This is a genomic window from Sphingomonas ginsengisoli An et al. 2013 (assembly GCF_009363895.1).
Taxonomy (GTDB): domain Bacteria; phylum Pseudomonadota; class Alphaproteobacteria; order Sphingomonadales; family Sphingomonadaceae; genus Sphingomicrobium; species Sphingomicrobium ginsengisoli.
Window position 1 is genome coordinate 2245779 of sequence record NZ_CP045434.1, and the last position, 24562, is coordinate 2270340.

Annotated in this window: 18 protein-coding genes; 13 read left to right on the top strand and 5 right to left on the bottom strand. The window is 69.1% G+C overall.

Annotated elements, in window-relative coordinates; translation table 11 throughout:
* The first annotated feature begins 35 nt into the window (after positions 1–35).
* Together GCU42_RS10955 and GCU42_RS10960 are read left to right on the top strand one after the other, a co-directional pair.
* Positions 36–764, top strand: a complete 729-nt coding sequence (locus GCU42_RS10955) for a tryptophan 2,3-dioxygenase (protein ID WP_240309433.1) — start codon at positions 36–38, stop codon at positions 762–764.
* On the top strand, positions 761–1921 hold the full coding sequence (locus GCU42_RS10960) for a class V aminotransferase (RefSeq protein ID WP_205214966.1): 1161 nt from the start codon (positions 761–763) through the stop codon (positions 1919–1921). Before GCU42_RS10955 ends, GCU42_RS10960 begins: the two co-directional genes overlap by 4 nt.
* Here the strand turns inward: GCU42_RS10960 and GCU42_RS10965 are convergent.
* Positions 1918–2583, bottom strand: a complete 666-nt coding sequence (locus tag GCU42_RS10965) for a TetR/AcrR family transcriptional regulator (RefSeq protein WP_114227543.1) — start codon at positions 2581–2583, stop codon at positions 1918–1920. The genes GCU42_RS10960 and GCU42_RS10965 overlap by 4 nt on opposite strands.
* A 123-nt stretch (positions 2584–2706) precedes the next feature.
* Between GCU42_RS10965 and GCU42_RS10970 the strand changes: the two genes are divergently transcribed.
* From GCU42_RS10970 to GCU42_RS11005, 7 genes are all read left to right on the top strand, one after another.
* Complete coding sequence (locus GCU42_RS10970; protein ID WP_114227544.1) at positions 2707–5193, top strand: TonB-dependent receptor; 2487 nt, start codon at positions 2707–2709, stop codon at positions 5191–5193.
* 55 nt (positions 5194–5248) lie between these two features.
* On the top strand, positions 5249–6517 hold the full coding sequence (locus GCU42_RS10975) for a spinster family MFS transporter (protein ID WP_114227545.1): 1269 nt from the start codon (positions 5249–5251) through the stop codon (positions 6515–6517).
* An 88-nt stretch (positions 6518–6605) separates the two neighbouring features.
* A complete protein-coding gene (locus GCU42_RS15080) occupies positions 6606–7883 on the top strand; it encodes a hypothetical protein (RefSeq protein WP_162789125.1) in 1278 nt (425 codons plus the stop codon).
* Positions 7884–7939: 56 nt separating this feature from the next.
* The gene (locus GCU42_RS10990) at positions 7940–8491 is read left to right on the top strand and encodes a fasciclin domain-containing protein (protein ID WP_114227547.1); all 552 of its coding nucleotides are present in this window, start codon (positions 7940–7942) and stop codon (positions 8489–8491) included.
* A gap of 122 nt (positions 8492–8613) precedes the next feature.
* Positions 8614–11505, top strand: a complete 2892-nt coding sequence (locus GCU42_RS10995; RefSeq protein ID WP_114227548.1) for a PAS domain-containing hybrid sensor histidine kinase/response regulator — start codon at positions 8614–8616, stop codon at positions 11503–11505.
* A gap of 124 nt (positions 11506–11629) precedes the next feature.
* The gene (gene dnaN / locus GCU42_RS11000; RefSeq protein WP_114227549.1) at positions 11630–12733 is read left to right on the top strand and encodes a DNA polymerase III subunit beta; all 1104 of its coding nucleotides are present in this window, start codon (positions 11630–11632) and stop codon (positions 12731–12733) included.
* A gap of 25 nt (positions 12734–12758) precedes the next feature.
* Positions 12759–13499, top strand: a complete 741-nt coding sequence (locus tag GCU42_RS11005) for a lysozyme inhibitor LprI family protein (RefSeq protein WP_114227550.1) — start codon at positions 12759–12761, stop codon at positions 13497–13499.
* A 16-nt stretch (positions 13500–13515) separates the two neighbouring features.
* Here GCU42_RS11005 and GCU42_RS11010 read toward each other — a convergent pair whose 3' ends face one another.
* Positions 13516–15228 (bottom strand): hypothetical protein, encoded by a 1713-nt coding sequence (locus tag GCU42_RS11010; protein ID WP_152569558.1) that lies wholly within the window; start codon positions 15226–15228, stop codon positions 13516–13518.
* 142 nt (positions 15229–15370) lie between these two features.
* Between GCU42_RS11010 and recF the strand changes: the two genes are divergently transcribed.
* From recF to gyrB, 3 genes are all read left to right on the top strand, one after another.
* Positions 15371–16423, top strand: coding sequence for a DNA replication/repair protein RecF (recF, locus tag GCU42_RS11015; protein ID WP_114227552.1), 1053 nt, complete (start codon positions 15371–15373; stop codon positions 16421–16423).
* A 186-nt stretch (positions 16424–16609) separates the two neighbouring features.
* On the top strand, positions 16610–18160 hold the full coding sequence (locus GCU42_RS11020) for a DEAD/DEAH box helicase (protein WP_114227553.1): 1551 nt from the start codon (positions 16610–16612) through the stop codon (positions 18158–18160).
* A gap of 127 nt (positions 18161–18287) precedes the next feature.
* Entirely contained in the window at positions 18288–20795 is a 2508-nt protein-coding gene (gyrB, locus tag GCU42_RS11025; protein WP_114227554.1) for a DNA topoisomerase (ATP-hydrolyzing) subunit B, read from the top strand.
* 61 nt (positions 20796–20856) lie between these two features.
* On the opposite strand, the gene GCU42_RS11030 is transcribed toward gyrB, so the two are convergent.
* The gene (locus GCU42_RS11030; protein ID WP_114227555.1) at positions 20857–21312 is read right to left on the bottom strand and encodes an EF-hand domain-containing protein; all 456 of its coding nucleotides are present in this window, start codon (positions 21310–21312) and stop codon (positions 20857–20859) included.
* A gap of 290 nt (positions 21313–21602) precedes the next feature.
* Here GCU42_RS11030 and GCU42_RS11035 point away from each other — a divergent pair, with 290 nt between their 5' ends.
* Complete coding sequence (locus GCU42_RS11035; protein WP_240309465.1) at positions 21603–22337, top strand: endonuclease/exonuclease/phosphatase family protein; 735 nt, start codon at positions 21603–21605, stop codon at positions 22335–22337.
* Here the strand turns inward: GCU42_RS11035 and rpoN are convergent.
* Positions 22334–23770: an RNA polymerase factor sigma-54 gene (gene rpoN, locus GCU42_RS11040; protein WP_114227557.1), complete on the bottom strand. Its 1437-nt coding sequence runs from the start codon at positions 23768–23770 to the stop codon at positions 22334–22336. The genes GCU42_RS11035 and rpoN overlap by 4 nt on opposite strands.
* A 15-nt stretch (positions 23771–23785) precedes the next feature.
* Positions 23786–24559 (bottom strand): LPS export ABC transporter ATP-binding protein, encoded by a 774-nt coding sequence (gene lptB / locus GCU42_RS11045; RefSeq protein WP_114227558.1) that lies wholly within the window; start codon positions 24557–24559, stop codon positions 23786–23788.
* Positions 24560–24562 lie beyond the last annotated feature (3 nt).

Genomic DNA, 24562 nt, shown 5'->3' on the forward strand with positions numbered 1-24562 from the left:
GTGAACCCCGCCGCCTTTTCGCCTAAGGCCGCGGCATGACCGCGACCCCCGCCGGCATGACGTATGCCGATTACCTGCACCTGCCCGAGCTGCTGTCGGCGCAGCAGCCATTGTCGTCGCTCCACGACGAGATGCTGTTCATCGTCATTCACCAGACCAAGGAATTGTGGCTCAAGCAGATGCTCCACGAGGTGGCGCTGGCGATCGGCCTGATCGCCGAGGACCGCTTCGCCGAAGCCTATAAGGCGCTTGCCCGGGTCAGCCGCATCCAGTCGGTGATGACGCTGTCGTGGGACGTGCTCGCGACGCTGACCCCGGTCGACTACAGCCGCTTCCGCCACGTGCTCGGCACCTCGTCGGGCTTCCAGTCGGCGCAATTCCGCGAGCTCGAATATCGGTTCGGGATCAAGGACCCCAAATTCCTCGACTTCCACCATGGCGAGGATCGCGCCCGGCTCGAGGTGGCGCTCGCCGCGCCGAGCCTGTGGGAGGTGTGCGACGGCGCCCGTCAGCGCAGCGGCGCCGTCAGCTGGCTCGAGGTCTACCGCGATGCCGAGCGCTGGTTCGATCTCTACGAGCTGGCCGAGAAGATGGTCGACATCGACGACGCTCTGGCCGGCTGGCGGCACAAGCATGTGCTGACGGTCGAGCGGATCATCGGCGGCAAGACCGGCACCGGCGGCTCGGCCGGGGTCGCCTACCTCCAGTCAACGCTGTCCAAGCGCGCCTTTCCCGAGCTGTGGCAGCTGCGCACCGCGCTGTGAGCTACAAGCATCTCTTTTCGCGCGCGCTCGATGCGGCGCCGGGTCGGCTGCACCTCGCGGCGCATAGCCACCATCTGTGGCCCGACGCCAGCCGCGAGGGGCAGCTCGCCTGCTGGGACGATGCCGCGCGGCTGGCGGACCGCAAGTGGGACAAGGTGATGGGCGAGCTGTGGCCCGCGGCGCAGGCCGAGGTCTCTGCCGAGCTCGGCAGCGGCCTCCCCGACGCGGTGGTGTTTGCCGCCAACACCCACGACTTCCTGATCCGCCTCGCCGCCGCCTGCCCGCGCCGCGCCGGTCAGCCGCTGCGCGTGCTCACCACCGACGGCGAATTTCACAGCGCCCGCCGCCAGTTCGCGCGCTGGGTCGAGGCGGGGGCGATCACCCAGCACAGCGTCGCTGCCGAGCCGTTCGAGACGCTGGGCGAGCGCTTCCTTGCCGCCGCCAAGGCCGAGCCGTTCGACCTCATCCTCGTCAGCCAGACCTTGTTCGGCAGTGGCCGCCGGTTCGACGACCTCGCGCCGCTGGCGGCGCTGGCAGCGCCCGCCGGGCCGTGGGTGGTGGTCGACGGCTATCACAGCTTCATGGCCAATGCGGCGCCACTTCCAGCGCCGCTCGCCGACCGCCTGTTCTTCCTCGCTGGCGGCTACAAATATGCGATGTCGGGGGAGGGGCTTGGGCTGATGCACGCCCCGCCGGGCTTCGGCGAACGGCCGCCGATCACCGGCTGGTATGCCGAATTCGAGGATCTGACGCTGCCGCCCGGCCAGGTCGGCTACGCCCCCGACGCGATGCGTTTCATGGGCGCGACCTTCGATCCGAGCGCGCTTTACCGCTTCCTCGCCGTGCGGCGGATGCTGGCGAGCGAGGGGCTGACGACCGCGGCGATCAGCACGCATGTTGCCGGCCTGCAGGCGCAATTGCTCGACGCGATCGCCGGGACGCCGCTGGCCGAAGCGACGTTGCTCAACCCGCTCGATAGTGGTCCGCACGCGCGCTTCCTCGCATTTCGTTCACCGCGCGCGGCAGCCTGGCAGCAGGGGCTGCTGGCCGAGGATATAGTCACCGACGTGCGCGGCGAGGTGCTGCGGATTGGGCTCGGCCTTTATCACGACGCGGACGACATCGCCCGCTTCGCGAAACGCGTGCGGACGCTCTAGCGCACTGCCAGTCCGTCGCGGATCAGCCGGCTGGCGGCGGCCGCGACCTGCTCGGGCGGCTCGTCGCCCCACACGCCGAAGCGCAGGCCCAAAAAGACGTTGACGCCCATCAGCGCCCAGGCGCGGACCTCGCGCTCGAGCGGGTCCTGCTCGGGCGCCGCTTCGCCGCGCTCGGCGCCGGACTGAAGCCGTCGGGCGATACGCTCGGCGGTGGTGACGTAGTGCTGGCGGAAGCCGTCGGGGTCGACGAATTCGGCCTCGTCGATGATCCGGTAGACCGCCTTGTTGTCGCGGACGAAGCCGAGAAATGAGACCAAGGCCCGCCGTTCGGCATCGAGCGCATCGGCCCCCTCGCCGAAGCTTGGCGCGACAGTGTCACGGACCTGCTCCGACATGTCGCGGACCAGCGCACGGAACACCGCCTCCTTGCTGTCGAAGTAGGTGTAGAAGGTCCCCAGCGCGACCTTGGCGCGGGCGGTGATGCCGACGATCGAGGTCTCGCCGAAACCGCGTTCGCCAAACTCGTGCCGCGCCGCGTCGAGGATCTTGCGCAAGGTCCGTTCGCCGCGCGCGGTCCGCGGAGCCTTGCCGTCGCTGGCGTGGCGCCCCTCTGCGCCGTCGCCAGCATCCCGTTCCGCAGCCTGCGCCTTGCTTACTGCCATCACTCCCCCCGTCCCACCCCCTTGCCAAGCAAGTTGAAAGGTGGTTCAACTTTCAGTAACAAGCCAGCCAATGCGGCGCAACCGGGAGGATACGGGGTTGCCGCTTCAAGGGGGAGTTCATCCATGTTGCATAGCCGTCGTGCCGCCTTTCTGCTCGGCACCGCCGCCGCGGTAACCCTGCTGCCCGCCGCCGCCTTCGCGCAGGCCGCGCCGGTCGATCCGGCGACGGTCCCGCCGCCTGCACCCGCCGCCACCGAGGCCCCGGCCGGCCAGAATGACGCCGTCACGCAGGCGCAGGCCGCGACCAGCAGCGACACCGACATCGTGGTCACCGCCCGCCGCCGGACCGAGCGGCTGCAGAATGTCCCGATCGCCGTCTCGGCTTACTCGGGCGAGCAGCTCAGCCGGCGCGGCGCGATCGACATTTCGGACATCGCCCAGACCACCCCCAACGTCACCTTCCAGACCTCGCGCGGGACCAACAGCACGCTGACCGCCTTCATCCGCGGCGTTGGCCAGCAGGACCCGGTCGCCGGCTTCGAGGGCGGCGTCGGCCTCTATCTCGACGACGTCTATCTGAACCGTCCGCAGGGCGCGCTGCTCGACATCTACGACGTCGAGCGGGTCGAGGTGCTGCGCGGGCCGCAGGGCACGCTCTACGGTCGCAACACGATTGGCGGCGCGATCAAGTACGTCACCCGCCGCCTGTCGACCCAGCCCGCGCTCGAGATCAAGGCCAATTACGGCACCTACGATCAGGCCGACCTGATCATCTCGGGCTCGGTCCCGGTCACCGATACCCTGCGGATCGGCGCCGCCGCAGCGCGGCTGTCGCGCGGCGGGTTCGGCAAGAACCTCACCACGGGGCAGGAAAATTACAACAAGGACGTCATCGCCACCCGCGGGACGGTCGAGTTCGAGCCCGCGCTCGGCGCCTTTTTCCGGCTGACCGGCGACTATACCTGGGACAAGAGCAACACCCGCGGCGGTCACCGCCTGATCCCCGGCCTACTGTCGGGCACGCCGGTCCTGTCGGACGTCTTTGACAGCCAGGGCGGGCTGGTCCTGCCCAAGCAGAAGGTGACCGGCGGGGGCCTCAGCTTCACTGGCGAAGTGCCGCTCGGCGAAGGCTTCAAGTTCCGCACCATCACCGCCTGGCGCAAGGACAAGAGCACGACCCCGATCGACTTCGACGCGCTGCCCGCGGTCGACGTCGACGTGCCCGCCATCTACCAGAACCGCCAGTTCAGCGAGGAAGCCCAGCTGCTTGTCGACCGCGGCCGGTTGAGCGGCCTGGTCGGCGCTTACTATCTCAATGCCAGGGCGCGCGATGTGTTCGACGTGGTGCTCGGAACCACCGGCGCGCTGCTCGGCCTGCCCGGGTTCGACGCCTCGACCTTCGGCGACGTCCATACAAAGACCTGGGCGGTGTTCGGCGACTTCAGCTACAAGTTCACCGACCAGCTTTCGCTGTCGCTCGGCGGCCGCTTCACCAACGACAAGCGCCAGGCGGTGGTGATCCGCCAGAACGTGCTGAATGGCCCGCTGCCGAGCCTCGGCGGCAATGGCGTGGTGCTCTCGACCACCTCCAACTTCACCGGCGAGAAGACCTTCAAGCAGTTCACCCCGCGTGCCTCGCTGAGCTTCATGCCCAACCCCGACAACACGCTCTATGTGAGCTGGTCGAAGGGCTTCAAGGGCGGCGGCTTCGACCCGCGCGGCCTGTCAACCGCGGCGCCGGACCTGAATGGCGACGGCACCCGCTCGGCCGCCGAAATCTTTGATTACTTCCTGTTCGATCCCGAAAAGGTCACCAGCTACGAGGCCGGCTACAAGGCGAGCCTGTTCGATCGCCGCCTGCGCCTCGCCGCCGACGTCTTCCACGCGCAATATCGCGATGTGCAGGTGCCCGGTTCGGTCGGTGCGGTGATCAACGGCGTCCCGACCTTCGTCGGCGTCACCACCAACGCCGGGCGCGCGCGCTTCAACGGCGTCGAGGTCGAGGCCACCGGAACCCTCGCCCGTGACTTCGCCGGGCAGGGCTCGCGGATCAATCTGAGCGGCTCGCTCGGCTACATCGACGCCAAGTATCAGCAGTTCATCGCCAACATCGCGGGCTACGACGCCAACGGCAATCCCTCGCCGGCCACCCGCGCCGGACCGGTCGATGTGGCGCCGTACCGGAAGCTGCAGAACACGCCCAAGTGGACCAATTCGGCCTCGCTCGACTTTGCGGTGCCGACCGGCAGCGGGGTGCTCAGCGGCAACGCCACCGTCTCCTATCGCAGCAAGACCTACCGGTTCGAGACGCCGAGCCCCTATCTCGATCAGAAGGCGTTCGCGCTGTTCGACGCCAACCTTCAATATTCGTTCGGCAAGGTCACGGTCGGGATCCACGGCCGCAACCTTTTCGACAAGCGCTACCAGACTGGCGGCTACCAGTTCCTCACCATCAACCCGGTGACCGGCCAGCCGGTGCTGTCGGTGACCCCGACCAGCCCCAACTTCAACAAGCCGGGGATCGCCCCGTCGCTCGGCCGTGAGGGCGTGGTGACGGGCTTCTACGGCTCGCCGCGGCAGGTGTTCGCTTCGGTCGACATCAAGCTGTAGCGGGTTCGCGCGGGGCGCTTGGCTTTGCCGGCGCCCCGTGCCACCCCACACCACGATGCAGCAGGTCTCTCCCGCGCCGCCGGCCCGCAACCCCAATGTAGTGCTCGGCTTCCTGCTGCTCGCCTACATCTTCAATTTTCTCGACCGCCAGATCCTCGGCATCCTCGCCGCGCCGATTAAGGCCGACCTCGGCCTAAGCGACACCCAGTTCGGGGCGATCGGCGGACTGACCTTCGCGATGCTCTACTCGGTGTTGGGACCACCGCTTTCCAACCTCGCCGACCGCACCAGCCGGAGCTGGCTGGTGACCGGTTCGCTGGTGGTGTGGAGCGGCTTCACCGCGCTGTGCGGCACTGCCACCGGCTTTGCCCAACTATTTCTCTACCGCCTCGGCGTCGGGGTCGGCGAGGCGGGCGGGGTCGCCCCCTCCTATGCGCTCATCGCCGACTATTTCCCGCCCGAAAGGCGCGGGCGGGCGATGGGCATCTTCTCGCTCGGCGTGCCGATCGGGCTCGGCTTCGGCACCTTGATCGGCGCCTACCTGACCCAATGGATCAACTGGCGCGCCGCCTTCCTGATCATGGGCGTCGCCGGCCTCATCCTTGCGCCCATCCTCAAATGGGTCGTCCGCGACCGTCCCCGCGCCGCCGCCGAGACCACCGTGCCGGTCGGGCTCGGCGCGGTGCTCGCGGTGGTCGCGCGCAAGCCGAGCTTCTGGCTGATGGCCTTCGCCTCCTCCTGCTCGTCGCTGTGCGGCTACGGGCTCGCGCTGTGGACCCCCTCGGTGCTGATGCGCAGCTATTCGCTCGAGCTCCTCCAGGCCGGGCAGTTCATGGGCTCGCTGCTGCTGATCGGCGGCGTGCTCGGCGTGCTCGGCGGCGGGCTGCTCGCCGACCGCCTCGGTCGGCTCGACAAGCGCTGGTATGCGCGGCTGCCCGCGCTCGCCTGGCTGATCACCGCGCCGACCTTCTTTTTCGGCCTGCTCAGCCCAAGCCTGTGGTTGGCCTGGCCGCTGTTGCTGATCCCCAACGCCCTCAACATCCTCTGGCTCGGCCCGGTCACCACCGCGGTCCAGCATCTGGTCGAGCGGCCGATGCGCGCCACCGCTTCGGCTTACTTCCTGCTGATCAACAATTTGATCGGCCTCGGGGTCGGCCCGATCCTGATCGGCGGCATCTCCGAGCGGCTGAAAGCGACCTATGGCCTTGAATCGCTGCGCTATGCCGCGGTCGGGGTGCTTGGCTTCTACCTCGTCGCCGCCGGGCTGATGGCGCTGGCGATCCGCGGGCTGCAGCGCGACTGGGTCGACGACCAGCCCGCCTGACTCGCTGGCCCACTGTAGGGCGGTCGACACAGCTCTCGGAACAGCTCGTTAACCAAGCCGTTTGAAGCCCTCGAAAAGGAGAGTTTTCATGCGTGCACTCATGCTCGGCGCCGGGGTTTTGGCCCTGGCCCTCGGCACCCCGCTGGCCGCGCTCGGCCCAGGCGGGGGCCATGGCGGGGGCGGCGGCAACGGCGGCGGCCACGGTGGTGGCGGCGGTGGTCCCCCGGGCGGTGGCGGCGGCCACGGCGGTGGCGGTGGTGGCGGCAACCCGCACGGCGGCGGTGGTGGCAACCCGCACGGTGGTGGTGGGGGCGGCCAGCCCCATGGCGGCGGCGGTGGCGGTGGCGGTGGTCACGGTCGCGGCGGCGGCGGTGGTGGGCCGCAGATGGCCCGTGGCGGCGGCGGTCATGGGCACGGAGGCGGCGGTCAACAATTCCGTGGCGGTCACGGTGGCGGGCAGCAGTTCCGCAGCGGCCATGCGGCGCGCGCTCAGCATGGCCAGCAACAGCGCCAGGCCCGCGTCGAGCATGGCCGCGGCCAGGGTGGACGTCAGATGGAGCAGCGCGGACACGGAGCCCAGCGCCAGGCCTTCCGCGGTCCCGATCGCCAGCAGCAGCAGTTCCGCGGCCGCCAGGGCGGGCAGGTCGCCGGAGGCCAGGCCTTCCGCGAGGCGCCTAACCCCGTTTACCGCGGCGGCAATGATGGCGGCTATCGCAACCAAGCGGCCTTTTACGGCAATCCGGTCCGCGTCGATGGTTGTCCGCCGGGGCTCGCGGCCAAGAACAATGGCTGCCTGCCCCCGGGCCAGGCGCGCAAATATCTCGGCCAGGCGGTCCCGGCCGCCTTCGCGTCGAGCTTGCTGCCGATCGCCTATCGCAGCTGGTATCCCGACAATAACGACTATTATTACCGGCAGAACGACGGGCTGATCTATCGCGTCGCGCGCTCGACCAACCTGGTCGACGGCTATGCGCCGCTGTTCGGCTACGGTCCCGATTACTACCCCGATTATTATTACGCGGGGGAGCCGTATCCGAGCGACTATGTCAGCTTCTACAACGTGCCGCTGCCTTACCAGCGTTACTATGCCGACAGCGGCGACGACCTTTATCGCTACGGCGACGGCGGCATCTATCAGGTCAACCGCTCGAACGGGGTGGTCGACCAGATCGTCGCCCTCCTCGCTGGCGACCTGTCGATGGGGCAGCCGCTTCCGCCGGGGTATGACGTCTACAACGTCCCCTACCCCTATCGCGACCGCTACGCCGACAACGCCGACGACTGGTATCGCTACAACGACGGCTACATCTACCAGGTCGATCCCAAGACCCGCCTGATCACGGCGGTGATCGAGGCGCTGACCTGATCACGACAGGCGGGCGCCCGGCAGGGGGTGCCCGCCGCAACAGGGAGATTATCCGAATGACGCTTCGCATCGTGCTGCTGGTCGCGGCGACTGCCGGGCTGGCGGCGTGCCACTCGGCCAAGGACGGCAACACCGCCGCGCCCGACGGCAATAGCGCCACCGCCGCACGCCCGGCCGCGGCCAAGGGCACCATCGCCGACAGCTTCGGCAAGCCCGACACCAGCCGCTTCGCCGCGGCGGTCAAGGCGGCGGGCATGGACGGGGTGTTCAAGGGCCCGGGTCCCTACACCGTCTTCATGCCGACCGACGCCGCCTTCATGAGTGCGGGCGATCTCGGCACCAACAAGCAGGCGCTGGTCAAGTTGATCAGCGGTCATGTCCTTCCCGGCACCGTGCTCGCCGAGGACATCGGTCACGCGATCGACGCCAATAACGGCAAGGCGCTGCTCAAGACGATGGCCGGCGACACGCTCACGGCCACCCGCGACGGCGACCGCATCAAGCTCGCCGGACCGAGCGGCAGCGCGACCGTGAGTGGTGCCGACGAAGTTTACGGCAACGGCGTCGTTCATCACGTCGATGCGGTGCTCAAGCCCGCCGCGAAGTAATCCGCTCCAGTTCGGTTTAAAGCGTGATTTAACAGACCGTTCCGGCTTGTCCGGCGTGGACCCGACTCTGGAACGGCGTGGGAACAAAGGCTGCTAAGTGTCTCCGGCTCGACAGGAGACCCATGCCGTATCCGCTTGTCCGCCGATCGCTGATTCCCGCCGCAGTGGCGGCAGTGGTGGCATGCGCGGCGTTGGCTCTCGTCGTCGCGCCAGCGACCGAACGGCCGGAAGTGGCGATCGGCATTGCCGTGGTCGCGCTGGTGCTGGGCGCGCGCGAGTGGCTGGCGCGGCGCAGCCTGCGCACCCGGCTCGACCGTAGCGAGCAGCGGTTCCGTGACATCGCCGAGGTCTCGCCGACCGGCATCCTGATGTTCACGGGCGCGGGCCGGCTGTTCTTCGCCAACCGCCGCTGGGCCGAGCTGACCGGGGTCAACCTGGCCCTCGACAGTGGCCGCGAATGGCTCGCCTGCTTCCCGGGGGTCGAGCGGCCGGGGCTGGTCCAGGAATGGCGCCGCGTCAGCGTCAGCAAGCGGCGGTTCGAGGGCGCGCTCGGCTATATTCGCGCGGACGGTAGCGAGGGCAGCTGCAATCTGACCATCACCCCCGGCCTCGATCCGCGCGGGCGGGTGACGCATCTGATCGTTCGCGTCCACGACCAGACCGCGCGGTGGCGCGCGGAGGCGGCGCTGGTTGAGCGCGAGAAGCTCTATCGACTGCTCGCCGAACACGGCAGCGACCTCGTCCTTCGACTGTCGAGCGACGGGGAGGTGCGCTTCGCCAGCCACGCCGCCCAGCGTCTGCTCGCCACCGATCCCGACGAGCTGGTCGGCCAGCCGTTGCTCGCCGTGGTCCACCCCGACGACTGGACGACGCTGCACCATGCGCTCGATCCGGCTGCACCGCTCGACCCGGCGCCGATCACCTTTCGGGTCGGCGGCGCGCGGCAGGGCTTTCGCTGGGTCGAGGCCGGCTTCAACCGTGTCGGTGAGAACGGCGAATGGGTCGGCAGCTTGCGCGACATCGCCCAGCGCCGCGCGGCCGAGCAGAGCCGCGCCGAGGCCGAACGCAAGCTGCGCGAAACCAATCGCCTGCTGACCCTCGCCGAGGGGCTCGCCAACGTCGGCCACTGGCATGCCGCCGCCGATAGCGGGGAAGTCCTTTTCTCAAGCGAGGCACAACTGCTGCTGCGAACCATGTCGACGCGCTGCTCATTCACCGCCGCGCTCGGGCTGGTTCATGCCGACGACCGCCGCCGACTTCTTCGCATCCTGGCCCGCAGTGTGCGCGAAGCCGGCATGAGCGAATGTCAGCTGCGGCTGGCCACCGTTGCCGGTGAGACGCCGCGCACCGTCCTGGTCCGGCTGCAGGCCGAGCGGCGGATTGGCGGCGGGCTGGTGGCGACATTCGGGGTGGTCACCGACGTCACCGACAAGCTCGCGGCCGAAGCGCGCTTGTTCTCCACGCTCGACGAGGCGCGCTCGGCGGCGCAGGCCAAATCCTCCTTCCTCGCGACCATGAGCCACGAGATCCGCACGCCGATGACCGGCGTCCTCGGAATGATCGAATTGCTGCGCGGCGCCACCAGCGCAAGCGAACGCGAAGCCTATCTCGATACGCTTCAGCAATCGGCCGACCTGCTGATGACGGTGCTCAACGACATCCTCGACTTCTCGCGGCTCGAGGGCGGGCATCTCGATCTCGCGGTGCAGCCATTCGACCTGCGCGAGGCCGCCGCGGCAACCGTCCAATTGTTCGAGCGGACCGCCGACGCCAAGGGGCTGACGCTGGCCTTCGACTGGCGAGCGGGCGAAACGACCAAGGTCAGCGGCGACCGGGTGCGCATTCAGCAGGTTCTTTCCAACCTCGTCAGCAACGCGATCAAGTTCACCGACCGCGGCAAGGTCGAAGTGACGATCAGCGCGCGCGGCGGGCGCGGCGGCGCGCGCCGCTGGTGCCTCGCGGTGAGCGACACCGGGATCGGGATCGACGTCGACGACCAGGCACGACTGTTCGAACCGTTCGTCCAGGGCGAGGGCGGCGCCCGCCGGCGGTTCGGCGGCACCGGGCTCGGCCTCGCGATCTCGCGCCGGCTCGCCGCGGGGATGGGCGGCCACCTCAAGCTCCGTTCGACCTTCGGCAAGGGGACGACCTTCGTCCTCAAACTGCCGCTTCCCGACGTGGGGGTAGAGACGACCGCTACCGTTCCGCCAGCTCCGCCACCGGTCCTCGCCAAGTCCCGGCGGTCGCGCCCACTCGAGGTGCTGCTGGCCGAAGACAATCGCGTCAATCAGCTGCTGATCCTCGCGCTGTTGCGGCGGATGGGCCATCGCGTCACCTGCTACGGCGATGGCGCCGCCGCGGTCGCCGCCGCCGGGGCGCGGCCCTTCGACGTCATCCTGATGGACATGCAGATGCCGCTCCTCGACGGGCTGGCCGCCGCCCGCACCATCCGTCGCTCAGGGGGACCCAACGCGACCACCCCCATCGCCGCGGTCACCGCCGATGCCTCGCCCGACCGCCGAATCCAATATGCGATCGAGGAGATCGATTGCTTCCTCGCCAAGCCGATCGACACCGCCGCGCTGCACGCGCTCTTCGCTGAATTGACCGAACGGCGCCAGGCGCGCGCCCAGACCCGCCCTGGCGTCGTCCACTTCGACCGCTCCCGCCTCGATGAGCTGCGCGCGGCGCTCGGCCACGACCGCATCGCGCAACTGCTCTCGCTGTTCGCCCAGCAGCTCGCCGCCCAGCCGCTCGCCATCCGCGAGGCGATCGGGCGCAGCGACCTCGCCGCCGCCGCGGCCGAAGCCCACAGCCTCAAGGGCGCGGCGATGTCGATCGGCGGCTGCGCCGTCGGGGAGGCCGCCGCCGCGCTTGAGCAGGCGCTCGGCTGCACCACCCGGCGCCAGGCCGACCAGCTCCACGAGGCGCTCCGCAACCTCGACCGCGCAGTCGCCTCGACGATCGCCGCGCTGCCCCACGAACTGGCAGCCGAGGCGGCCCACGCCGCCTGAGCGAAAACGGCGTGCGACAGGCCGCGCGGAGGCACTGGCAAGACCGGTTCCGCTCGCTATAGTCGCCCCGAACCAGTGCGGCAGCGGCCGGCGTTCCAGCCGCCGCGACAAGGGGCGAAATACGATGAAGGCGACGATCGAACGGGCAACCCTCCTTAAGAGCCTGGGCCACGTCCAGTCGGTGGTGGAGCGGCGCAACACCATCCCGATCCTCTCCAACGTCCTGCTCGACGCGCGTGAGGACGGCTCGCTCCGCCTGATGGCGACCGACCTCGACCTCCAGGTCGACGAAACGGTCGCCGCCAACGTCGCCCAGCCCGGCGCGACCACCGTCTCGGCGCACACCTTCTTCGACATCGTCCGCAAGCTTCCCGAGGGCAGCCAGGTCGAGCTGACCGCCGCCGACGGCAAGATGCAGGTCGTCGCCGGCCGCTCGCGTTTCAACCTCTCGACCCTCCCGCGCGACGACTTTCCGGTGATTGCCGAGGGCGAGCTGCCGACCCGCTTCGAGCTGCCCGCCGCGACGCTCCGCCAGATCATCGACAAGACCCGCTTCGCCATCTCGTCGGAAGAAACCCGCTACTATCTGATGGGCATCTTCTTCCACATCGCCGACGACCAGCTCAAGGCCGCCGCGACCGACGGCCACCGGCTGGCGCGCGTCACCGTCGCCAAGCCCGATGGCGCCGACGGCATGCCCGACATCATCGTGCCGCGGAAATGTGTCGGCGAACTCCGCAAGCTGCTCGACGAGGTCGAGGGCACGGTCGAAGTCTCGCTGAGCGCGACCAAGATCCGTTTCGTGCTCGGCCATGCGGTCCTGACCAGCAAGCTGATCGACGGCACCTTCCCCGACTACACGCGCGTCATCCCGACCGCCAACGACAAGCTGTTGAAGCTCGACCCCAAGAGCTTCGCCGCGGGGGTCGACCGCGTCGCCACCATCGCCAGCGAGAAGACCCGGGCGGTCAAGATGGCCGTCGACCGCGACCGCGTGACGCTGTCGGTGACCAGCCCCGAGAACGGTCTCGCCACCGAGGAAGTCCCGGCGGACTATGCGTCCGAGGGGCTCGAGATCGGGTTCAACGCGCGCTACCTGCTCGACATCCTGGGTGAGATCGACGGCGACACGGTCGAGGTCCACCTCGCTGACGCCGCCGCGCCGACCCTGCTGCGCGAAAACGACAAGGCCAACGCGCTCTACGTCCTGATGCCGATGCGCGTCTGAGCGACGTCGGCGGGGGGCTGACGCGATGATCGCTCTGCTCGCGCTCGCGGCCGCGGCGGACACGCCCGCGACCGACGCCTGCGCGCTGCGCAGCAGCTACGGCTTCCTGCGCGATCTCGCTTTCTCGCGCGCCGCCGCGGCCTCGCCGACCCACAGTGCCGATCTCGGTCGCCTCCGCCGCGCTACCCGCGCGCAGGCCGACGACGTCCGCTCGGTGTCCTACGACCCCGCCAGCGGCCGGCTCGAATGCCGGATGACGCTGCGGCTCGCGCTGCCGGCCAGCGCGCGCGACTATTTCGGCGGCCGGGCCGAGCTCAGCGCCCCGGTGCGCTACTGGGCCGAGCCGCAAGAGGACGGCAGCGGCTACAGCTTGATCACCGAGGGGCTAGCCCCGGTCTCGGCCGCGATCCTTGCCGCCGCCGCCCGCTTCCCGGTCGCGCCCGACTTCGGCCCCGCCCTGAATGCGGCCCCGCCGCCCGAGCCGAACCGCGCGGACGAATCCCGCCGCGATCGCAAGGCGGGGTTCGACTGCCGCAGCGCCGCCACCGCGGTCGAGGATATGATCTGCGGCAACGACGCGCTCGCCGAGGCCGACCGCACCCTCTCGCAACGCTATTTCGCGGCGCGCGCGACGATGGGCTCGACCGCCAAGGCCAGGCTCCTCGCCGACCAGCGCCGCTTCCTCGCCCGCCGCGACAGATGCCGCGACGACGCCTGCCTCGTCGGCCTCTACATGGCCCGAGCCGCCGAGCTGCCGGGCCGCTAGGGAGCGCTGCCCCTCCTCAGTTCGCCGTGCCGCTCGCCACCTGCGGCGCGAAGTAAGTCGGGCCGAGCGCGGAGATTATCTCGTCGGCCTTGATGATCCGCCACGGCGCGGCGGCCAGCGCAGGCGACGGATGCGCCACGTCGACCGGTTCGATCGTCAGCTCGGTCGAATAGCCGTCGGGATAGCGCGCGCCGCCGCTGTACATGCCGACCATCTGGATGGTCCGCTCAAAGTCGGCGCGCGAGCGGATCACGAACCCGTCACGCCCAAGCGAGTGGACGTAATCCGCTGCCCGCAGCAGGGCCATTTCCTCGACTACATTGCCGCTGCTCTTCTGCCCGGTGAACGAGATGGTGGTTGTCCCGTCGGCATTGGCCTTGGTCTTGAACCCGCTGGTGCCACCCCAGAGGTAGCCGATGAAGTCGCTGTTGGCCTTGCGATAGGTGGCGATCCGCTGCGGGATTTCCGCATGGGGAAGGCTGGCGAACAGCAACGGGATCTCGATCTTGGGATTCGACTTCGGATTGGGCTTGAGCGCCTCGCCCAACAGGTCGGCGAGCCGGGCGGCGTCGGGGACGTTCGCCTGCTTGTAGGTCAGGAGGAGGTCGTAACCCGCTCCGTTGGGGAGGATGTTCTTGAGGTCGAGGGCGGCGGGCACCTTGCCGTCGCGCAATGCCAGCTTGCTCTCGGTCATCGCCCGCCAGATGGCGAGCTCCGAACCCACGCGCTGGCCGGCGGTGACGATCGCCTCGTTGACCGCGCGGCGCGAGCGCGCCTTCCAGCCTTCCTTTTCGCCCTCGGGCAAGGGCGGCAGCGGCTGTGCCAACTGGGCAAGCTCCGCATCGCCGTCGGCGAGTGCTCGGCGCGCGCCGGTCGCATCGCCGGTCGCCGCCAGCGCATAGGCCAGCGCGCCGCGCCGCCGCACCGAATAGAGCCGCTCGACCGCTTCGTTGCGCTCGCGGCCGAGCTCCTCCGCGATCCCGCTCGTCCCGCGATCGAGCGTCCGGGTCGGCGCGACGAGGTTCGGGTAGAGCCGGATCGCGGTCGCGAAGTCGCGGGTCGTCATCGCCCGTTGGAAGATCGCGTCGACGAACTTGGGCTGGAGCCGGGCGAGCGACTGGACCATCGGCGTGCCGTTGAGGACCGCGGCCTCGTCGGGGACGATGGCGATCATCGCGCTGCCGGTGGCACGGCTCCACGGGCGCTGGCGAAGGACGTCGGCGGCGAGCTCGCGTGCCTTGGCCTCCTGCCCGGTCTGGCGGAGCGCATAGGCGCGGACCAGTTCGAGGCCGAGCCCGAGACTGCGCTGATAATAGGGATCGTTGGGCGCCTGGACCGCCGCCTGCGCCTTGTCGAGGTCGGCGATCGCCCCGTCGGCCTTGCCGTCGGCCAGCCCGTGGACCGCGCGCGCCATCAGCAGGCTGGTCCGGCGCGCCCAGTAACGCTCGCGCAGCCGCGGGTCGGCCAGCGCGGTATCGCAGGCCTGGACGCCGGCCGCACCGAACGCCGGGGTGCTCCGCCGGGTGTTGCCAGCCGACGGGCCGCCGGTGAAGATGCCGAGGAAGCCGCTCGCCTCCTTGGTCATGCCATCGCCATTCTCGGTCGGCTTTCCGTAGCCGTCGCATTGCTCGAACCAGGCGACGCCCGGTCCGCTGGTCGTCAGCAGCCCGGCGCTCGCCGCCGAGCCGCACAGCATCAACCCGCTGCCCAGCGCGGCCCGTACGCTCATGGTCATGACGTCCCCCCGTTTGTTGATGCAGCGTAACATCGTCGCTTCGATCTGAACAAGGGGAGCGTGAGCACCGCGACTCATCGATGATCGGAGAGTGCTGGCATCGCCGGCGGCGCTCTGCTCTATCCGTTCAGCAGCCATGCTCTCCCGCCTCGCCCTGACCGACGTCCGCAACTACCGCGAACTGACCCTCGCGCCGGGGCCGGGGTTCGTCTGCCTCTTCGGCGAGAATGGCGCGGGCAAGACCAACATCCTCGAGGCGGTCAGCCTGCTCGCCCCCGGGCGCGGCTTGCGCGGCGCGGCCTTGGGCGAGGTGGCGCGGAGCGACGGGCCGGGCGGCTTCGCCATCCACGCCCGCCTCGGCGACATCGACCTTGGCACCGGGACCAGCGCGGCGGCGCCCGAGCGGCGGCAGGTGCGGGTCAATGGCGCGGCGGCCGCGGTCAACAGCCTTGCCGAGTGGCTGTCCGTCTTGTGGCTGACCCCGGCAATGGACCGGCTGTTCGCCGGCAGCGCGGGCGACCGCCGCCGCTTCCTCGACCGGCTGGTGCTCGCGCTCGAGCCCGCCCACGCCCACCATGCCGCGCGCTACGAGGCCGCGATGCGCGCCCGCAACAAGCTGCTCGCCGAGCCGGACGGCGCCGATCCGCAATGGCTCGCCGCGCTCGAAGCGGGGATGGCTGAGCATGGCGAGATGGTGGCGGCGGCCCGCGCGCGGACCGTCGCCGCGCTCGACGAGCGGCTCGCGGCCAGCCCCGACGACCGCTTCGCGCGTCCCGAGATCGCGCTCGAGGGCTGGACCGACGGCGACCTTGCCGCCGCTCTCCGCGCCAACCGCGGGCGCGATGCCGCCGCGGGCCGGGCGACCCAAGGGCCGCACCGCCAAGACCTCGCCGTCACCCACCGAGCCAAGCGCCAACCCGCCGCGCGCAGCTCGACCGGCGAGCAGAAGGCGCTGCTGCTCGGCCTCGTCCTCGCCCACGCCGAGCTCGTCGCGGAGCGTCGCGACGCGCCGCCGGTGCTCCTCCTCGACGAGGTCGCCGCGCACCTCGACCCGGGCCGCCGCGAGGCGCTGTTCACGCGGCTCGAAGGACGCGGGCAAGTGTGGATGACGGCCACCGAGGAAGCGCTGTTCGAGGGTGTCGTGGGCACCCGCCTGCGGGTCGACCACGGGAACGCAATCGCCGCCTGAGTGGACAAATGGTGACCGCTCGCCTATATGGCCGGTAGCGAGACGCCACTGAAGCGGCGTGATCGGCCTTGCGGCCGGCCCGCGTCTCGGTTCCCTTTTTAAGTTCTCCACATCACGCGGGGTTCTTTGTTCACCCGGCTCCCGGGCGCGCAAAGCCGTGCTCGGATGCGTCATGTTGAGAGACTTATGTCGTTTGAAAACCTCGGGCTGATCCAGCCCCTGCTCGCCGCGCTTGCGGCCAAGAATTACAACCAGGCCACGCCGATCCAGGCGCAGGCCATCCCCACCGTCCTGACCGGCCGCGACCTGCTGGGCATCGCCCAGACCGGCACCGGCAAGACCGCCGCCTTCATGCTGCCTTCGCTGCAGCGGCTGGCGGCCGACCGTCCGCAATTCCTCCTTCCGGGCCAGATCCGGATGCTGGTGCTCGCCCCGACGCGTGAACTCGCCTCGCAGATCGAGGCCAGCGCGGCGGCCTATGGCGCCAACCTCAAGACCACCAGCGGGGTGATCTTCGGCGGCGTTGCCAATGCCAAGAGCGTCCGTACCGTCCAGCGCGGGCTCGACGTGCTCGTCGCCACGCCGGGCCGGCTGCTCGACCTCGTCGACCAGCGCGCGGTCGACCTCAAGGCGCTCGAGATCCTGGTGCTCGACGAGGCCGACCAGATGCTCGACTTGGGCTTCATCCACGCCTTGAAGCGGATCGTGAAGATCATCCCGGCCAAGCGCCAGACTTTGTTCTTCTCGGCGACCATGCCCAAGGCGATCCAGGCGCTCGCCGACCAGTATCTGACCAACCCGGCGCAGGTCGCGGTGACCCCGGTCGCCACCACCGCCGAGCGGGTCGAGCAGCGCGTCACTTTCGTCAACCAGAGCGAGAAGACCGCGCTGCTGACGATGTTCTTCCAGAACACCAAGATCGACCGGTCGCTGGTGTTCAGCCGGACCAAGCATGGTGCCGACAAGGTCGTCCGCCTGCTCGAGGCGGCGGGGATCAAGGCCAATGCGATCCACGGCAACAAGAGCCAGCCGCAGCGCGAAAAGGCGCTTGGCCAGTTCCGCGACGGTAGCGTCCCGATCCTCGTCGCGACCGACATCGCCGCGCGCGGGATCGACATCCCGGGCGTCAGCCACGTCATCAACTACGACCTGCCCAACGTCCCCGAGCAGTATGTCCACCGGATCGGCCGCACCGCGCGCGCCGGCGCCGACGGCATCGCGATCGCTTTCTGCGACGGCGAGGAGCGTGCGTATCTCAAGGACATCGAGAAGCTCACCCGCCAGAAGCTGACGGTCGAGGAGCTGCCGGGTGGTTTCAACCAGGCGGTGGAGGCGCTCAAGCGCTTGAAGCCCGCGCCCAAGGGCGACGGCGGCCGCGAGCGCGCGCCCCAGCAGGGCCAGCGCAATCGCCGCAACGGCAGCGGTGCCCGCGGCCACGCCGGCGATCCGCAGCGCTTCGGCCTGCCGCGCAACGACCCGCGTTCGGACATGCCCGAGGAGCGGCGTGGCCCACGTGAGGGCGGCCGGTCGATGCGCGGCGTCCCCGGCGCCCCACGCGGCCCGGTCGGCAATCCGATCCGCTCGGGCGCAACCGGTCAGAGCCACGGCCAGCAGCCGCAGCGCCACGGTGGGCAGCGTCCCGCCGGTGGTCAGGGCGGGCAGGGCGGCGGTCGTCCGAACGGCGGCCAGCGTCGCCGCGGTGGCGGCGGCGGGGGCGGCCAGCGCCGCGCCGGTTAAGCGCTTTCGCCAACGTTCCCTTCAACGGCCCGCTCTTGCTATCAGCGAGGGCGGGCCGCTTCGTTTCGGCCCCTCGCGCGCACGCGCGTACGCGTGACTTCCTCCCCGCACTCGCTATATCCTCAGCATGAGCAGCGATCCCAATCAGAACAGCTACGGCGCCGACAGCATCAAGGTGCTCAAGGGCCTCGACGCCGTGCGCAAGCGCCCCGGCATGTACATCGGCGACACCGACGACGGGTCGGGCCTCCATCACATGGTGTTCGAGGTCAGCGACAATGCCATCGACGAGGCGCTCGCCGGCCACTGCGACCGCATCCTCATCCAGCTGAACCCAGACGGCTCGGTCACGGTCGAGGACAATGGCCGCGGCATTCCGACCGGCATCCATGCCGAGGAAGGCGTTTCGGCGGCCGAGGTCATCATGACCCAGCTTCACGCCGGGGGTAAGTTCGAGAACACCAGCGACGACAATGCCTACAAGGTGTCGGGCGGCCTCCACGGCGTCGGGGTGAGCGTGGTCAACGCGCTCAGCGAATTCCTCGACCTCACCATCTGGCGCGACGGCGAGGAGCATTTCATGCGCTTCGCCCACGGCGACGCGGTCGCTCCGCTCAAGATCGTCGGCCCGGCGCCGGAGGGCAAGAAGGGCACCCGCGTGACCTTCCTGCCGAGCCCGGCGACCTTCAAGATCACCGAGTTCGATTTCGAGAAGCTCGAGCACCGCTATCGCGAGCTCGCCTTTCTGAATTCGGGTGTGCGGCTGGTGCTGGCCGACGCGCGGCACGAGGAGCGCAAGGAGGTCGAGCTGTTCTACGAGGGCGGGATCGCCGCCTTCGTGAAGTATCTCGACCGCGCCAAGACCCCGCTGTTCCCCGATCCCATCGCCATTTCGGCAGTGCGTGACGGGATTGGCATCGACGTCGCGCTCGAGTGGAACGACAGCTATTACGAGAACGTCCTGCCGTTCACCAACAACATCCCCCAGCGTGACGGCGGCACCCATCTCGCCGCCTTCCGCGCGGCGCTGACCCGCACCGTCAACGGCTATGCCGAGAAGTCCGGCATGCTGAAGAAGGAGAAGGTGACGCTCACCGGCGACGACATGCGCGAGGGGCTGACCGCGATCGTCTCGGTCAAGCTGCCTGATCCCAAGTTCAGCAGCCAGACCAAGGACAAGCTCGTCAGCTCCGAAGTGCGTCAGCCGCTCGAAGCGCTGATGAGCGACAAGATGACCGAGTGGCTGGAGGAAAATCCGGTCAATGCGCGGTCGATCATCCAGAAGATCATCGATGCCGCCGCCGCGCGCGAGGCGGCCAAGCGCGCGCGCGAACTGACCCGCCGCAAGGGGGTGATGGATATCGCTTCGCTGCCCGGCAAGCTCGCCGACTGCCAGGAGCGCGATCCCGCGCTCAGCGAACTATTCCTGGTCGAGGGTGACTCGGCCGGCGGCTCGGCCAAGCAGGGCCGCAATCGCCACAATCAGGCGATCCTCCCGCTGCGCGGTAAATTGCTCAACGTCGAGCGCGCGCGCTTCGACCGGATGCTGTCGAGCCGCGAGATCGGGACGATCATCCAGGCGCTCGGCACGGGCATCGGCCGCGAGGAGTTCAACCTCGAGAAGCTGCGCTATCACAAGATCGTGATCATGACCGACGCCGACGTCGACGGCGCGCACATCCGCACGCTGCTGCTGACCTTCTTCTACCGGCAGATGCCCGAGCTGATCGAGGCGGGGCACCTGATGATTGCCCAGCCGCCGCTCTACAAGGTCGCGCGGGGCCGCTCGGAGGTCTATCTCAAGGACGACGCGCAGCTCGACGAATATCTGGTCGACGCCGGGCTCGACGGGCTCCAGCTCGAAACCGCCGGCGAGGTTCGCCAGGGCAAGGACCTGCGGGCGCTGGTCGATCATGCGCGGCGGGTGCGTACGCTGATGCGCTATGCGCCCAAGAAGTACGATCCCGCCTTGCTCGAGGCGCTCGCGCTGGCGGGCGCGCTCAATCCCGAGCTGCAGGAAGCGGGTCGCCGCGCCGCGATCGAGGGCGTGTCGGACTGGCTCCAGCAGGGCGATCCCGAAGGGCGCTGGACCGGCGAGCTCGCCGCGGAGGGCGGCTATCTGCTCAAGCGGCTGTGGCGCGGGGTGACCGACGTCACCATCGTCGAGCCGAGCTTCATCGTCTCGGCCGAGGCGCGCAAGCTGCACGCGCTCGCCGCCGAGCAGGCCGAGGCCTATGCCCAGCCGTCGACGCTGCGGACGATGCGCAAGGGTGCGGTCGCCGAGCCTGAACCGACCGTCGAGGGGGGCGAAGGCGACGACGCGACCGAGCAGGGAACTGCCGACACCAAGGGCAAGCCCGCCAGCATCACTCGCCCGAGCGAATTGCTTGATGCGGTGCTCGGGGCGGGGCGCAAGGGGCTGTCGATCCAGCGCTACAAGGGGCTGGGCGAGATGAATGCCGAGCAATTGTGGGAGACTACGCTCGACCCAGCCAACCGCTCGCTTCTGCGGGTCGAGGTCGGGCAGGCCGATGTCGCCGACGAGATCTTCTCCCGGCTGATGGGCGAGGTGGTCGAACCTCGCCGTGAGTTCATCCAGGACAATGCGCTGAGCGTCGCCAACCTCGACGTCTAGACATGACAAAGGGCGGCGCGATCACCGCGCCGCCCTTCATTTCATCGGTTGCTGACGAGGCTTAGCCCTTGAGGAAGGTCGTCAGCTCGGCCTTCGACACGCTCTTGCTCTTGTCGGTGTCGACCTTGGCAAAGGCGGCGGTCAGATAGGCCTTGGTTTGCGGCTTCTTGCCGGCGGCCGTCTGCAGCGCATTCATCCAGGCATCGAACTCGACGCGGCTGAGCTTGCCGTTGCCGTCCTTGTCATATTTCGCCCAGTCGGCCTCGACCGTCGCCGCGACCGGGTCCGAACTGGTCGACGCGGTCTGCGTGGTCGTGGTCGTGGTGCTGGTCGTCGTTGCCGAATCGGCCGGCGGGGTCATCGAATCCGCGGCCGGCGCAGTCGCCGACGGCGAGGTCTGGGCCGGGGTGGTCGGCTGGGTCGCCGTCGGAGTGGCGCTGGGCGCCGGCTGCGTCGCCTGGGCCAGCGCGGGCGTCCCGGCGAGCATCAGCGTGGCGACAAAAGCAGTCTTGATCATGAAATTCTCCGTTCTTGGGCAGGTTGGCCGTGCGGACACGGCTGCCGGGAAAACAACGAAGGCCATCGCAGAAGGTTGTTCGTTTCACCCCTCGCCCGCCACGCCCCATCTGGCAATAAACGGCGGTTTTCCGTAACTTAACGGTGATGCGGGCAATCGCTTGCGTCTCGCTAAAGCGATGCCCACAGAGCGCGCGTGACCCTTCCATCGTCCCACCGTCCGGAACTCCGCCCGCTGGCTCGGGTTGCCTATCTGTGACCAGCGCCGTCGTGACCCTCGCCAGCTACAACATGCGCAAGGCGGTCGGCACCGACCGGCGGCGCGACCCGCATCGGGTGCTCGAGGTGCTGAACGAGGTCGATGCCGACATCGTCGCGTTGCAGGAGGCGGATCGGCGCACCGGCGGCCGCGCTTCGGCGGTGCCGCACGAGCTGATCGACAGCCACGGCCGCTACAAGCCGGTGCCCTTGGGGGTGAAGAACCGGCGGATGTTCGATGCGCTGCCCAAGATGGGTGCGCGGGTCGACGAATTGCTCAAGGTCGATACGCGCAACATCGGCTGGCACGGCAACGCGCTGCTGGTGAAGCCGCATATCGCGGTCATGGACGTCGCCGCGCTCGAGCTGCCGACACTCGAGCCGCGCGGTGCGGTCCTTGCCGAATTGCTGATCGGCGACCAGCCGCTGCGCGTGATCGGGCTCCACCTCGACCTGTCGGGACTGTGGCGGCGGCGGCAAATGCGGGCGATCGTCGCCGCCATCGCGCGCCGTCCGAACAAGATGCCGAGCGTGCTGATGGGCGACACCAATGAATGGCGGCGTGAGGCGGGCTGCCTCAAGGACTTAGCGGACGACTACCGGATCGCGCCGATCGGGCCGAGCTTCCATGCCCGCCGCCCGGTTGCGACGCTCGACCGGATCATCGTCGACAAGGCCCTCCGGATCGAAGCCGCGGGGGTCCACCACAGCGAATCCGCGCGGGTGGCGAGCGATCACCTTCCCGTCTGGGCGCGGATCGCGCTCTAGGCGGCCTTGCCCGAGATGGCGCGCTGCCGCCGCCGCTGAATGCTCGAGCCGATCCCGAGCGCTTCGCGATATTTGGCGACCGTGCGGCGGGCGAGGTCGAAGCCCTGCTCTTTAAGCAGGTCGACCAACGTATCATCCGACAGGATCTCGGTTTCGTGCCCGATCAGCCGCGCGATCGCTGCTTTGACCGCCTCGGCCGAGGCGCCCTCGCCGCTGTCCGCCGCGACACCCGAGCGAAAGAACCACTTGAGTTCGAACAGGCCCAGTTCGCACGAAAGATATTTGTTGGCGGCGACCCGGCTGACGGTCGATTCGTGCATGCCCACCGCCTCGGCGACCGCGCCCATGGTCAATGGCTTGAGATGCGCCACACCGCCGCGGAAAAAGCCTTCCTGGCGGGTGACGATTTCGCTCGCGACCTTGACGATGGTACGCGCGCGCTGGTCGAGCGCGCGGACCAGCCAGTTGGCCTGGCCGAGACAGTCGGACAGCCAGGCGCGGCTTTCCTTGCTCTGCGGGCCGGTCTTGAGCTCGGCATAATAACGGCGGTTGACGAGCACCCGCGGCAGGTTGGCGGGGTTGAGCTCGACCGCCCATCCTTTCCCTGCGCGCCGCACCAGCACGTCGGGTTCGGGCGCGGTCTCGGGCTCGGCGGCGAACTGGCAGCCGGGCTTGGGGTCGTAGGCGCGCAATTCGCGGATCATGTCCGCCAGATCTTCGTCGTCGACCGCGCAGATGCGTTTCAGGGCGGCGAGCTGGCCCTTGGCGAGCAGGTCGAGATTGTCGATCAGCCGGCGCATCGCGGGGTCGTATCGGTCGGCGGCCCTGGCCTGCAGCGCAAGGCACTCGGCCAGCGTCCGCGCGCCGATTCCCGCGGGTTCGAGCCCCTGGACGAGCGCGAGCCCGGCCTGGACATCGCTCAGCGGCAACTCGAGCGCGGTGGCGAGGTCGCCGAGCGGGACTGCCAGATAGCCGGTTTCCTCGAGTTCGTGGACGATCGCCTCGGCGGCGCGGGCGGCAGCGCCGCCATGCCCGTGCAATTGGGACAGCAGATGTTCGCTGAGGCCCGAAGCCCCGGCCTCGAGGCGGTCGAAATCGAACCCGTCGTCGGGCGCCGCACCGACTTCCGCCGCGCTGTCATATTCGAGCGCGGCCTCGCGCCAGTCGCGGTCGAGCGCCTCGTCGCCCGCGCCGGCAAGCTGGTCGGCGCCACTCGGCTCGGGTGCGTCGTCGCCAAATTCGCGATCCTCGCGGACCACGACGTCGCGGTCGGGCGCGCCGGCCTCGAGCAGCGGGTTCTTGGCCAATTCCTCGGCCAGCACCGCTTCCAGTTCGATGTTGCTGAGCTGGAGGAGCTTGATCGCCTGCGCCAGCTGGGGCGTCAGCACCAGCGACTGGGACGTGCGGAGCTGGAGGCCCGGTGCCAGGCTCATTGCGCCACGCTGGCCTTAGAGTTCGAAGCTCTCGCCGAGGTAGAGCCGGCGCACGTCGCGATCGGCCACCAACGCCTCAGGAGTACCCTGGAACAGGACCTGGCCGTCGTAGATGATGCAGGCCCGGTCGACGATATCGAGCGTCTCGCGCACGTTGTGGTCAGTGATGAGCACGCCGATGTCGCGGCCCTTCAATTCCTTCACCAGGTCGCGGATGTCGGCGATCGAGATGGGATCGATACCCGCGAACGGTTCGTCGAGGAGCATGATCTTGGGCTCGGCCGCCAGCGCGCGGGCGATCTCGCAGCGCCGCCGTTCACCCCCCGACAGCGCCATCGCGGGCGCCGCGCGCAAATTGGTCAGGCCGAATTCGTCGAGCAGACGCTCGAGCCGCGCCTGGCGCTCGCCGCGATCGGGCTCGGCCACTTCGAGCACGGCTTGGATATTCTGTTCGACCGTCATCCCGCGAAAGATGCTCGTTTCTTGGGGCAGGTAGCCAAGACCGAGGATCGCGCGGCGGTACATCGGCAGCGGGGTGATGTCGTTGCCGTCGAGCAGGATGCGGCCGGCATCGGGCTTCACCAGGCCCATCACCGAATAGAAGCAGGTCGTCTTGCCGGCGCCGTTGGGACCGAGCAGCCCGACCACTTCGCCGCGGCTGACGCTCAGCGAGACGTCGTGAAGGACCGCGCGCTTGTCATAAGCCTTGGCGATCGAGCGGACCTCGAGCCCGCGCACCGTGCCGGCGGCGTCGAGTCCGGTCCCGGGGGCCGTACGGGTATCGAGCATCGG